Source organism: Pelagicoccus sp. SDUM812005, from assembly GCF_031127875.1.
Lineage (GTDB): Bacteria > Verrucomicrobiota > Verrucomicrobiia > Opitutales > Opitutaceae > Pelagicoccus.
This window is the reverse complement of record NZ_JARXIA010000013.1, coordinates 76,582-89,284: the sequence shown is the minus strand read 5'-3', so window position 1 is coordinate 89,284 and position 12,703 is coordinate 76,582. Positions and strand designations below refer to the sequence as shown.

Sequence of the window (12,703 nt, the reverse complement as noted above, 5' to 3'; positions counted from 1 at the left end):
AGGTCTTTATGCGGAAAGCGCTCATAATTTTCGGAGATCAGCAAGGGGAAGGTCCCTAGTCGCTTCTGGGGTGAGGAATTCGGAGGGGACGAGGGATGGCTGGGGCGCTTGTTTAGCAATCAAGCTTTCCTCGAAATCGTGCTTGATTTGCATAAACATGCATAAGATAACCAATTTACTAAAGATAAGACAATGAGTGCCGCAACTGAGACCATGGACTTGAAGGATATCGACCTCGAAGGGGCGTCGGCCGAGGAGCGCGTGCGCTGGGCTGCCGAGACGTTTGGCGACGAGCTCATCATGACGACGAGCTTCGGCACGCATTCGGCGGTGATGTTGCACCTGGTGACTTCGGTGGTGCCGGACATCCCGGTGGTGTTCATCGACACGGGCTACCTTTTCCCGGAAACCTATCGATTCGCGGCTGAGCTGACGGAGCGTTTGAATCTGAACATCAAGAAATACCAGGCCAAGATTTCGGCGGCGGAGCAGGAAGCCCTTTACGGGAAGCTTTGGGAAAACGGGGAGGAGGGCCTGAAGAAGTACGGCTTGATCAACAAGGTTGAGCCGATGGATCGGGCGGTTCGCGAGCTTGGCGCCAAGGCGTGGTTGGCTGGCTTGCGCCGATCGCAGGGGGCGACTCGCAGCGAGCGTCCGGCGGTGCAGGTTCAGAACAAGATGACGAAGGTGTACCCGATCATCGACTGGGACAACCGCAAGATGCACCAGTATTTGACTGCCAACGACTTACCCTACCATCCGCTTTGGGACGAGGGCTATGTTTCCTTGGGCGACTGGCACAGCACTTCGAAGCTGATGCCCGGCATGACGGAGGCGGATACCCGTTTCGGCGGCGTGAAGCGCGAGTGTGGCTTGCACGAGCTTTCGGGGCAATCGGACTTCCAGATCTAGGCGCGGAGCCGCAGGCTGGCGGCGCGTTTAGGCTTTCTTCGAAGGCGAGCGGAAGCTCGGCCCTCGTCTGGAATTTTGTTTGGGCCAAAGGGCATCTTCCGAGGTGCGGCTGAAGTTTTTTCAAATTCCTTCGGGTCTGCTGACATAGGGTTGTCAGTGGGAGGCGCTAGAGTGGTGGGGTTATGAAAAATCGCACTGTAACTATCACTGTTTCCGCTTCGGTTGACGAAGCGTTTTCTTTCCTCGCCAATCCTGAAACCTTGCCGCTTTGGGCGGTGAGTTTCTGCCAGTCGATCCGCAAGGAGGACGAGCGCTGGTTGGTGACGACGCCTCAGGGCGCGGAGCTGGCCTTCGCGATCGATGCGGATCGCTCGAGCGGTTGCATCGAGATGCTAGCGGGACCGACCTTGGAATTGATGGAGAGTTTTCCGATTCGGGTTTTCAAGGCGGACAATGGGCAGACGGTGGCGTCGTTCACGATGTTCAAGTCGCAGCGACCGGGGATGACGGATGCGCTTTTCGAGCTTCACTTTCGCAGCTTGGTGCGGGAGGTGGCTAGCTTGGTTGAGCGATTTGGCGGCGGCGAGGTGAGCTCAGGCTTGCCGGAAGAGAGCGCTCTCTGCATGGGGATCGTGAGCGAGAAGCTGGAAGCGACGCGTGAGTTCTATTGCGGCTACTTCGGTTTCCAGGCCGTGTTCGACTCTCCCTTCTACCTGCATTTGAGCGGACCGAAGGGGGAGCAAATCGGAGTGATGGCGGCTTCGGCGGAGGCGGGGCAGCGGGAGTTTGAGGCGGCGACCTCGGGCGCGGGCGTTTGGCTGTCGCTGACGATCGACGACGTGGACGCGGCCTTCGCGCGTTTGAAGGGCGAGGGGCTGTTGTTTCGCGAGGAGCCGGTAGATCAGCCATGGGGCGAACGCACCTGCGTGACGGTCGACCCCAATGGGATCTTGATCTATTTGAGCGAGCCGAACGGCAAGATGGACGAGTCGCTCAAGCAGTTCGTTCGCGAGCCCGGCGCCGAGCTGGTCGGCTAGTTGAGAATCGTAAGCGCGATCTGGATACTCGACTTGGGAAGTCGGGTATCCGGAGAGACGTCCTTGAGCAGGTGGGTGGCGTTGAGGCCGAGGCTGAGTTGCTCGTTGAGCTTGCGCTCGATCTTGGCGGAGAGGATGGCGGTTTGCTGGTGGGAGCTGGCGATGGTGTTGCGCCCGGGCGAGCCGTCGCGGTTGAGGGAAGCGTACTGCGCCTTCCAGGTGAGGGAGTTGGCGGCGCCGATCTCGTGGAAGCCGCCGAAGGTGAGCATTCGGGAATCGTTGTCAGTGGAGGCGCCAAGCACGTTGCCCCGGTAGCGGTAGCCGCTCAGGTACTGGCTGTGGTTGTAGGTGCCGTTGGCGAAGCGGTCGTCGAGGAAGTCCATGGTCGTGTCGCTGGCTTCGAGGAAGACGCGGCCATTGCTCCAGTCGTTGGCGACGGTTGTTTCAATGCCGAAGAGAGCGATCTTGCGGGAGGGCAGGCCGCCGGATTCGTCTTCGCCGATGAGCTGGCCGTAGAAGGTGACGGGTTGCTCGGCGATGCGGGTGGTCCAGCGCAGGTCGATACCTCCCAGCTGGTTGCCCGGCTCGTTGGATCCGTCGAGCTCGATGCCGTCGTCGCCCACGTTGTCGTTGCCGAGGATCAAGTCGACTAGACTATCGAACGACTCGGGTCGCCCTTCGCCGCCCCATTGGGCGGTACGGGTGAGCCCGACCTCCAGGGAGGCGATGGGCTTGAAGGTGAAGCGGGCGCCCAGGAGCTTGGCGTGCGGAACGTGGCGGTCGCTTTCCAGTTGGTTGGCGAAGGCGCTGAAGGACCAGGGGCCGAGCTTGCGCAGCACGGGGAAGTCGAAGGCCTGGGTGGTGTTGCGGTTGAGGAAGATGCCGGGGCTGGGGCGAGCGTTGTTGGAGAGGATGAGGCTGCTCTGCCAACCGGGACCCCACCAGTGGTCTACGGCGCCGGCCCCGAGTTGCCAGTTTTCCCAATCGATGGAAACGTAGCTGCCGTCGAGGCGGAACTCCTTGTCGTCGAGCGGCTTGTCGACGGCGGAGGCCTCGAGGTGGAAGGTGAAGAGGCCGACCTGTTCGGAGGCTTTGAAGCGCAGTTCGCCTTGTTCGCGGAAGTCGTCGGCGAAGCCGCGCAGCTCCTGTCGGTCGTTGCCGTATTGGACGACGATGGATGAGGTGGCGGCGTTGGCGAGGCGCTGCTGGAGGGCTTGGAGCGAATGGGATTGCGCCGGATTCAGTTCGTCCGCGTTGACGCTGGCGATGCTGAAAGCGATTTCCTTGTCGGAGAGGGGCCAGGTGGTGCCGAGGGTATCGATGATGCCTTCGTCCGCCAGCAGCTGGAGGTGATGGCGAAGGGCTTCGTCGCCTGGGGCGATCGAATTTTGAGCCAGAGCGGGCGCGGCTGCCAGAAGGCAGGCGGCGGCGATGGAGGCGAATTGGGTTCGGGCGCTCGATGGAATTGTATCGGCTGTGGAAATCATAGGAGGTCGGTTAAAGAGTACTCGGCGGCTCAGTGGAAGCGCGTTTTTTCAGCTGATGGTTTCCTGTACACGATCGCGAGGGGAGAACGGTTTCAAGTTTAGGATGAAATCTCGACTTTTTGGAGCTTGGAGCTATCCCGCCAGCATGAGTACGGAAAAGTCACTGGTCGTCGCTTACTACAAGTTCGTTGATCTGCCCGATTTCGAAGCCCGCAAGCAGCCGCTGCTGGAGGTTTGCGAGCGCAACGGGGTGAAGGGTACGATCCTGCTCGCTCATGAGGGAATCAATTCGACGATGGCGGGACCGGAAGCGGGAGTGGAAGCGGTGCTCGATTACTTGCAAAACGATCCGGCGATCGGCGCGCTTACCGTGAAGCGTTCGTGGGCGGACGAATGCCCCTTCTATCGTATGAAGGTTCGCCTTAAGAAAGAGATCGTGCGGCTTGGCCTGCCGGAGGTGAATCCCAACGATCAGGTGGGCGAGTACGTGCCGCCCGAAAAGTGGAACGAGCTCATCTCGGATCCGGACGTGATCCTGATCGATACCCGCAACGACTACGAGTACGAGATCGGGACTTTCAAGGGGGCTCTGGATCCGAACACGAAGTCGTTTCGCGAATTTCCGGAATACGTGAAGAAGGAGCTGGCCGACAAGAAGGACAAGAAGGTGGCGATGTTCTGTACGGGTGGCATCCGCTGCGAGAAGTCGACCTCCTACCTTTTGAAGGAGGGATTCGAGAAGGTTTACCACCTCGAAGGCGGCATCCTGAACTACCTCGAAAAGGTTGATCCCAAGGAGAGCTTATGGGAGGGCGATTGTTTCGTTTTCGACAACCGGGTTGCGGTGGATCACTCGCTGCAGAAGGGCGACTACGAAATGTGCCGGGCCTGCCGTCATGCCCTGACGGAAGAGGAGACCCAGTCGGAAAAGTACGTGGAGGGGATTAGCTGTCCCCATTGTTTCGATACGCTGACGGAGGAGCAACGGATCCGCGCTGCGGAGCGCCAGAAGCAGGTGGAAATTAGCAAGGCGCTTGGGCGCAAGCACATCGGCGCGACTGTGCTCGAGCGCGAGCAATGGCGCGAGATGAAGCTGGAGGAGCGCAAAAAGGCGAACGAGAAGCGCGGCGAGGAGTAGCAAGCGATGCAGCGGACTGCGCTTCCTGCTCTTTAGTTCTGGCGTGCCTGATTTTGCTGTTCTGGCGTTTCGAATGACATGCCGTTGTCTTTGAAGACGTTGCGCATGCCACGAGTGATTATGGGGCTCTCCTCGGCGACTTTTGTGAAGCTTGTGGTCCAGCACTCTGATCTCGGCCATGTTGGAGCGTCCCGAAACGAGGTGGAAAGCGATGGTGGCGCCGCCGAGGTCTAGGATGGCGGATCGCGCGTCTCGAGCGATAGGGAAGGTCGAACACGGAAGGAATAGTAGTTCTCGGCTCCGAGAGCGTCCACTGTTTAAGCCTTTCCGGATAACGAAATGGTTGGCCTTCTGTTAGAGGCTCCGATTCGGAAGGGAGGCCTCGCGATTTGAAGACAATTGCTTATGCATATGTATATGGGCTTTAAGAAACTAGTAGAAGAAGGAGATCCTGATGATGACTAGTAGAATTTTGGTTGCCTTGGCTTTGTTCGCGTCCCTCGCGTATTGCTCGTCGGCGTACGAGGCCCGTTCGACGACTACGACAGTGAGGGTTGTTGATGAGAATGGAGAAGGTATCCAAGGAGCGATGGTTGGTGTGACCTATTCTCCGCTTCGTGGAGACAAATATGTTACGGGAGAAGGTCTGACTGATTCGGAAGGTCTATTTCGCTTCACGGGAATTGCTTATTACGAGGTTTTTGTGTCTGCGGAGAAGGACGGATACTATAAGAGCCGTGAGGAGGCTTTGGCCTACGCACACGTCGATGGCCAGAAGATGTCGCCAAACGACCCGCAGGTCGAGTTGGTCCTCAAGGAGATCGAGGATCCAGTCGCTATGTACGTACGAGCAAATTTTGAAGTTACTCTGCTTGAAATGGAAGCGCGCGTTGGCTTCGACTTGATGCTTATGGACTGGGTGGCACCTTATGGCGGTGGAAAGTCTGCCGACGTGTTCTTCGAGATGCGGGGACACTACGAAGGTCCCGATGACCGAAGCGCGCTGCTTATTATGTCTTTTCCGAATGAAGGCGACGGTGTTTGGGAGTTCCAAGCCGATCAGGGTTCCGGCAGTTTTCTTCGTTCACCGCAGTTGGCCCCTACGGAGGGCTATATTCGAGAAAAGAGTTGGAGCAGTTCACGTATCAAGACCGTGGACGATGAGTTCAACGAGGCCTGGAGCACCAGCGGAGAAAAGAGAAGTGATGCAAACTATGTACTCAGAATCCGTACTGAACTGGACGAAGAGGGTCGCGTGGAGAAGGCGAACTACGCAAAAATTTATGGAGACATCGGATTCTACGGCTACCATCCCGATGGTAGTTACCTGTACTTTGATGGGCTGTACTTCAATCCGGAGGTTAACGACCGTCGTCTTGAGTTCGATATGAAGAAGAATCTGTTAGATAGCATACCCACCCTCGAGAGGCCGAAACTGCCGTAAGAGTTGAACAGGGTATGTCCTCGGATCATACCCAAGTGGGCGAGTATGTGCCGCCCGAAAAGTGTAACGAGCTCATCCCGGATCCGGACGTGATCCTGATCGATACCCGCAACGACTACGAGTACGAGATCGGGACCTTCAAGGGGGCTCTGGATCCGAACACGAAGTCGTTTCGCGAGTTTCCGGAATACGTGAGGAAGGAGCTAGCCGTCATGCCCTGACGGAGGAGGAGACCCAGTCGGAAAAGTACGTGGAGGGGATTAGCTGTCCCCATTGTTTCGATACGCAGACGGAGGAGCAACGGATCCGCGCTGCGGAGCGCCAGAAGCAGGTGGAAATCAGCAAAGCGCTCGGACGCAAGCACATCGGTGCGACTGTGCTCGAGCGCGAGCAGTGGCGCGAGATGAATCTGGAGGAACGCGAAGAAGCCAATCGCAAGAAAGGCGAATAGATTGGCGTCGATATTTTTTGGATACCGAATTGGGGTTTCAATTCGGTACCGTTTCGGCGCTTAGGAAGAGCTTGTCTCGAGCTTGCGGGCAAGGGTGGCGATGTACATGGGGGAGTATTTGTTGAGCGGGCTCGCTTGGTCGTTCCAATTGTCCTCGTAGAGGTCGGCTATGAGGAAACCAGCGTTGGTTTGGCCGCCGATTTGCTCTTCTAAGCTGTGGCTGAATTCGTAGGCGTATCCTTTGGCTTGGATGTCGGCGAGCTTGGCTGGCGGGAGGCTGTGCAGGTCGGCGAAGGGCAGTTTGTACTTAACCTCAAGCTTGCCGTCGCGAGCGGCGTCTTCGTGGTCGAAGAGGAAGAATACGGGATTCATGAAGCCGGCGAGCAGGCGGCCTCCGTGGCGCAGGACGCGATAGCATTCATTCCAGACGGGGCGTATTTCTGAGACGAATACGTTGGAGACGGGGTGGAAGATGAGGTCGAAGGAATTGTCGGCGAATGCGGATAGGTCGGCCATGTCGCCTTGCAGGGTGCGGATTGCGATTCCGTCGCGTTCTGCCACGAACGCGTCCTTGGCGAGTTGTTCGTCGGAGTTGTCGAAGCTGGTAACCCGCGCTCCAGCGGCGGCGAGGATGGGCGCTTGTTGGCCTCCGCCGGAGGCGAGGCAGAGAACGTCTTTGTCGGCGAGCTCGCCGAACCACTTGGCGGGCACCTTCTTGTTAGGCGTGAGGATGACGCTCCAGTCGCCGACTTGGGCGGCCGCTATTTGTTCGCTGCTCACTGGCTGGCACCAAGGACTGCCTGTTTTGGATTGCCGGTTCCAGGCTTCGCGTTGGTAGGAGAGGAGGTCTTGCATGGGGGCTGGATCGCGCAAGCGGACCGGGTGGTACCGAGTGAACGACAGGTTCACCGGTCCCTCCTGAACGGTTTACTGGTACTTGGGGTTGCGGGTGCCGCCGTAGAGTTCGTACTCGAGGAGTCGGCACTCGATGGGGCCGTTGTAGAACTCTATCTTGCGTTTGGTCTTGAGGCCGACGCGTTTGCCGAGGGTCTTGTTGCCGGTGAAGATGTAGCCCCAGTAGCCGGGGCACTTTTGTTTGAAGAGGTCGCCGATGGCCTTGTAGGTGGCTTCGAGCTGGCGTTGCTCTCCGAGTCGTTCGCCGTATTCAGGATTCAATACGATAGTACCGGATTCTTCGGGGATGGGGGCTTCGCGGAAGTCGCAGACGCGGAAGTCGATGAGGTGGGCGACGCCGGCTTTCTTGGCGTTGGTCTCGGCGGCGCGGATGGCTTGGCGGTCGATGTCGGAGGCGATGATGGGGAAAGGGAGGGAGTCGGGCACGCGTTTGCGGACTTCGGCTCGGATTTCCTGGTAGCGCGCGTTGTCGAAGGGCTTAAAGTGTTGGAAGGCGAATTCGTGGCGTAGTTGTTGTCCGGGTACGCCGGATGCGAGGAGGGCGGCTTCGATGGCGAGGGTGCCGGATCCGCACATGGGGTTGAGGAAGGGGGAGGCCTTGTCCCAACGGGTAGCGGCGATGACGGATGCGGCGAGGTTTTCGCGCATGGGGGCGGCTCCGGGCATGGCGCGGTAGGCGCGGTTGGAGATGGGGATGCCGGAGGTGTCGAGGTAGATGCAGACTTCTTCTTCGTGCCAGTAGAGGAAGATGACGCCGCGGTCGCGCTCGTTGCCGGAGTTGGGGCGGTCGCCGGTGACTTCGCGCATGCGGTCCACGATGGCGTCCTTGAGGCGGAGGTTGGGGAAGTTGGTATTGACGACGGTTTCGTTGCGAACGGAGGAGACGATGGAGATATAGGCGTCCTCGGCGGGGATCCATTCTTCCCAGGGCATGCGCACGGCTTGGTGGTAGAGGTCCTCGCCGTCGCGGGCGGTGAAGTTGTCGACTTCCCAGAGCACGCGCAGGCCGGTGCGCAGGGTGAGGTTTAGGCGGATGCAGTCTTCGTAGGTGCCGGAGATGAAAACGCCGTTGGAGACGAGGGAAGTGGGCTCGTAGCCGAGGGACTTTAGCTCTTCGGCTAAGTATTCGGCGCAAGCTTTAGGACAGGTGACGAGGATGGTGCGTTTGTACATGGAATCGGGGGAAGATTCCAGATCGGGAGGGGCTTGTCGAAGAGAAAGCGGGCCGTCTGTCTCGGAAAATGGGGGCCGCGCGGGCGTCGCTCTGTTGCGAGCTTAGTTTTTGTCGAGGAAGGCGAGCTCGGTTTCGATCGCTTGCTTTAGGGTGTCGAGTTTGATGGGTTTGCTGACGAATCCGTTCATGCCGGAGTCGTTGCATTTCTTGCGATCGAGTTCGGTTGCGCCTGCGGTCATGGCGATGATGCGCGGCTGTCGATGGAGGGGGAAGTCTTCGCGGATGCGTCGCGTGGCCTCGAATCCGTCCATTTCCGGCATCTGGGCGTCCATGAGAATGATGTCGTAGTTGGCCTTTTGCATCGCTTCGAGGGCTTCGATTCCGTTGCAGGCGGTGTCGCCGGTGTACCCAATTTTCTTGAGGGCGTGCTTGGCGACCTTGATGTTGATGGGATTGTCGTCGACGAGGAGGATGCGGATCTGGTGGTTCGCTTCTGGCGTCTTGGATTGCGACTTTTGGGGAACTGGGGTTTCGACGTGCGCTTGTATCGAGTTGTGGCTGGCCTTGAGAAGCAGGCTTTGGCGTATGGGGATCTGGATACAGTCGTTGCGTTTGGTTTTTCGAAATGCGATGAGTGGGTCGGAGCCGGTTTCGTGCGCGAAGAGGATGACGGGAGTGTGGGCGGAGAGGGGGTGGGTCCGGACTTTCTCCGCGAGGGTGGGGCCGTCGGTGTTGCCCATGGGATGGAGGGCCCAGATGAAGTCGAAGGGAAGGGCGCGTTTCTCGAGGATATGCAGGGCGTCTTCGAGGGTGCTGGCGGAACGAAGCTGAATGTTGTTCGCCCGGGCGAGTTCGGCCAGGATCTCGGTTTCGGAGGCGGAGGGATGGATGAGCAGGGCTTCGGTGCTGGCGGGAAAGCTGGGGAGCGGCTGGCTCGGGCTGTTGGCGGGCGCGGGCGGGCAGTGGATGGTGAAGTGGAAGCAGCTTCCTTTGCCCTCTTCGCTTTCGGCTCCAATTTCTCCGCCCATGCGCTGGACGAGGCTTTTCGAGATGGAGAGTCCGAGTCCGGTACCTCCGTAGCGGCGGGCGGTGGAAGCGTCGACTTGGGTGAAGGCCTTGAAGAGGTTTCCGAGCTTTTCTTTGGGAATCCCGATGCCGGTGTCGGTGATGCGGAAGCGGATGAGGTCGTCGCCAGCGGAGTCGAGGTCGATGCGGACGGAGCCTTTTTCGGTGAACTTGATCGCGTTGCCGGAGAGGTTTACGAGAATTTGGCGGATGCGGGTGGGGTCGCCGATGCGCGTGGTGTCGATGTCGGGATGGATGCGGTATTGGAGCTCGATGCCTTTTTCGCGGGTGGAGTGGCTGAGCAGTTCGACGATTTCCTCGACGCAGTTTCGGAGGCAGAAGGGGAGTTCCTCGATCTCAAGTTTTCCGGCCTCGATTTTCGAGTAGTCGAGGATGTCGTTGATGATGGTGAGCAGGGACTCGCTGGAATTTTGGATGGTGTTGAGGAAGGAGCTTTGGTCGTCGTCGAGCTGGGTATCCTGCAGCATGCTGCACATGCCGAGGATGCCATTCATAGGGGTTCGGATCTCGTGCGACATGTTCGCGAGGAACTCGGACTTGGCGTTGTCGGCTGCTTGGGCTTGGCGGGCGAGGGTGACGGATTCGTTGAGGGATTCCTCGAGCATCCGGTTTTTCTGGCTTAGGTCCTTGGCCTGCTTTTCGACCTCGGCGGTTCTGGCTTCGACGATGCGGGCGAGCTCGAGGTTGCTTTCGCGCAGCTTGCGGCTGCGTAGCCGGAAGAGCATGGAGACGGCGAAACCGAGGCTAGCGAGGTAGAGGGCGTAGGCGTAGGCGTTGGCGTAGAGTGGGGGAGAGATGCTGAACGCGAAGGACTCTATTTCGCCGCTTTCGCCGTAGTCGTTCATGCCGACGACTTTGAAGGTGTAGTTGCCCGGCGGAAGGTTTGGATACTCTTTGTAGTTGGCCCGCGTGAATTTTCCCCAGTCGTTTTGGTAGCCTTCCAGGTGAACTTGGTACTGGTTCAGGTGGGGCGTCTCGTAGTTTTCCAGCGTGAACTCGAAGCGGAGCGAGCGGCTTTGGTAGGGGAGCTTCAGGGGGGAGTCAGCGTTCGCGTTCCTTTTCGCGTCGGCCACAATTTTGGAGCCTGTATCCAAGTTTAGGATATTGGTAATGCGGGTATCGACTTCGCGGATTTCAGGCGGGTCGTAGGAGATGTTGGTCAGGATGGCGCCGGAGGGGTTGGCGATCCACAGCTCTTGTTCGTCCACTGCGAAGGTGGTGGCTTTGTAGTGGGAGCCGTGGGCGAGGTTCTTGAGTCCTTTGAAGTATTCTCCGGGAGGCAATGGGGCTAGGGTTCCGGAAACGGCGTCTTTGTTGACCCAGAGGTTGTAGTCGGAGTCCGCTACGAGGGTTGTGAAGGATGAGAGGAAGGCGCTGTCGGAGAGGAGGTCCCAGTCGTCCTTGGGCTGGAAGGTCTTGGTTTCCGAATCGAAGGCTTTGAAGGTGTTTTGGGAATTGAGCAGGACGACTTCGGCTCCGACGATGAGGAGCCGAGTCTCTTGTTCGACGGTGGTGTAGTAGTGGACCGGATACGCGGGGTCGCTCGTTTCGATCCGTCCCACGCGTCTTTGGTCGTCGATGAACCAGAGGTTATCGAACTTGTCCTGCTCCAGCGTAGTGAAGCGGAGGGTTTGGAGCTCGGTTATCGGGGCGTGGAGAAAGGAACCTTTGTTGGCTTTTTGCAGGAGCCAGAGGTGGCTTTGGGAGAGTGTGTATATGCGTTCCGGATCGCTTTGGGAAGGGATGAGGCGTTGGGTAGGAGTGGCGCTTAGGGGAGCGCTTCGCTTGCTCTTGACGAGGCGGATGCCTGCCTTCCCGGCGACGATCAGGCCGTCGGGAACGGGGAGGAGCTGGTGGATTCGTTCGATGGAGCCTACCAGCTCGAAGGTATTGCTGATGTTGGCGGAGTTCGAGTGGTATTGGTAGAGTCCGGATTGGGTTCCGAAGTAGGTGCTGCCTTGGTGCTTTTCGATCTGGATAGGGGCTCCTTCGAGTCCGTGGCGATGGTCGAACAAGGAGAGCTTGGAGTTGAGGTCGACCCGGAAGAGGCCTGAGCTATGGGCAACCCAAAGGGAACTGTCGTTGGCCAGGTAGATGCGCTGGATGCTTTTGCTTTGGATGTTGGCGAGTTCGGTGACGGCGTATTCGAAGTGTCCTTCCGTAGTGAATACGGCTAATCCGTTGTTGCGGGTGATGGCCGCGATCCGGTTGGCATCGATCCGGGTGACATTTTTCACCTCGTGGGCAATGTCCTTGAGGAGGGAATTGACGGGGAAGGCCCTAAGGTCCTGGGCGTCCCAGCGATAGAGGCCGGCGTGGGGAACGGATAGGAGCAGGTCGCCGTCGGGAAGGTGAAGCTGCGAATCGATGGCGTAGGGCAGACCTTCGCAAGCTAGCCATTCGAGGGTGCCGTCGCTGCTCAATTCCGCAATTTTCTCGTCAGCGGTGAACGCGTAGAGGCGCTCTTGGAAGGTGATCAGGCTATGGATCTGCTTGCCGTCGGTTGGCCAAATTTCGAGCGAATCGTCCGTTCCCAAGCGGGCGACTTCGCCGGTGGAGGCCAGAGCGACGATGCGTCCGCTCTCATCTACGAGCTGGGGCGACCAGCCGGCGGCGTCCGGTGCATGAGCAGCGAACAGGGGCGCGAGCGATTGGTACTGGAAGGCGTTGTCCGGGTGGGTGTCGATTCTGCCGAAGTCGTCATCGGTGCCAATGTAGAGGAGGTGGGGATCGACGAAGAGGGTGCCGCTTATCTTGCCGGGAGGTACGCTTCCGACGGGGTGCCATTTCTCGCCGTTGGAGAATACGACCGCGTCTTCGAATATGGCGTAGAGGCGACCGGCGGTGTCTTCCTCGAGAGCGAGGTACTCGTTGGTTCCGTAGATGCTTTCGGCTGGGATGCGGGCGACGATCGGCTTCCCAACTCCGTTGAACGCCCAGCTGGAATGCGGGGTGAACAGGAGTAGGATCAGAGTGGGAACGATTCTGAGTCTCTTGGCGATCTGCACGGATGTGATAAAGGAGATCTTATTTATCGTCCCACTTTATCTAATTTTTAC

At 58.6% G+C, this 12,703-nt stretch carries 10 protein-coding genes; 6 read left to right on the top strand and 4 right to left on the bottom strand.

All coding sequences use genetic code 11. From position 1 onward, the window contains the following. Positions 1-192: 192 nt before the first annotated feature. Together QEH57_RS15440 and QEH57_RS15435 are read left to right on the top strand one after the other, a co-directional pair. A complete protein-coding gene (locus tag QEH57_RS15440) occupies positions 193-912 on the top strand; it encodes a phosphoadenylyl-sulfate reductase (RefSeq protein WP_309007658.1) in 720 nt (239 codons plus the stop codon). Between the two features lie 182 nt (positions 913-1,094). Continuing rightward, complete coding sequence (locus tag QEH57_RS15435) at positions 1,095-1,949, top strand: VOC family protein (protein ID WP_309007657.1); 855 nt, start codon at positions 1,095-1,097, stop codon at positions 1,947-1,949. Here the strand turns inward: QEH57_RS15435 and QEH57_RS15430 are convergent. Then, on the bottom strand, positions 1,946-3,436 hold the full coding sequence (locus tag QEH57_RS15430) for a capsule assembly Wzi family protein (RefSeq protein WP_309007656.1): 1,491 nt from the start codon (positions 3,434-3,436) through the stop codon (positions 1,946-1,948). The two genes, QEH57_RS15435 and QEH57_RS15430, sit on opposite strands and share 4 nt — an antisense overlap. Positions 3,437-3,581: 145 nt before the next feature. On the opposite strand from QEH57_RS15430, the gene QEH57_RS15425 reads away from it, so the two are divergent. The 4 genes from QEH57_RS15425 to QEH57_RS15410 all read left to right on the top strand — a co-directional run bounded on the left by QEH57_RS15425 (position 3,582) and on the right by QEH57_RS15410 (position 6,469). Continuing rightward, a complete protein-coding gene (locus tag QEH57_RS15425; RefSeq protein WP_309007655.1) occupies positions 3,582-4,574 on the top strand; it encodes a rhodanese-related sulfurtransferase in 993 nt (330 codons plus the stop codon). A gap of 454 nt (positions 4,575-5,028) precedes the next feature. Beyond that, positions 5,029-6,018: a carboxypeptidase-like regulatory domain-containing protein gene (locus QEH57_RS15420; protein WP_309007654.1), complete on the top strand. Its 990-nt coding sequence runs from the start codon at positions 5,029-5,031 to the stop codon at positions 6,016-6,018. A 14-nt stretch (positions 6,019-6,032) separates the two neighbouring features. Further along, the gene (locus QEH57_RS15415) at positions 6,033-6,239 is read left to right on the top strand and encodes a hypothetical protein (RefSeq protein WP_309007653.1); all 207 of its coding nucleotides are present in this window, start codon (positions 6,033-6,035) and stop codon (positions 6,237-6,239) included. 29 nt (positions 6,240-6,268) lie between these two features. Then, entirely contained in the window at positions 6,269-6,469 is a 201-nt protein-coding gene (locus tag QEH57_RS15410) for a hypothetical protein (RefSeq protein WP_309007652.1), read from the top strand. Between the two features lie 60 nt (positions 6,470-6,529). Here QEH57_RS15410 and QEH57_RS15405 read toward each other — a convergent pair whose 3' ends face one another. The 3 genes from QEH57_RS15405 to QEH57_RS15395 form a co-directional block, all read right to left on the bottom strand. Further along, positions 6,530-7,324: a class I SAM-dependent methyltransferase gene (locus tag QEH57_RS15405; protein ID WP_309007651.1), complete on the bottom strand. Its 795-nt coding sequence runs from the start codon at positions 7,322-7,324 to the stop codon at positions 6,530-6,532. A 72-nt stretch (positions 7,325-7,396) separates the two neighbouring features. Then, positions 7,397-8,557: a hypothetical protein gene (locus QEH57_RS15400; protein WP_309007650.1), complete on the bottom strand. Its 1,161-nt coding sequence runs from the start codon at positions 8,555-8,557 to the stop codon at positions 7,397-7,399. 102 nt (positions 8,558-8,659) lie between these two features. After that, a complete protein-coding gene (locus QEH57_RS15395; RefSeq protein ID WP_309007649.1) occupies positions 8,660-12,652 on the bottom strand; it encodes a response regulator in 3,993 nt (1,330 codons plus the stop codon). Between the last annotated feature and the right edge of the window lie 51 nt (positions 12,653-12,703).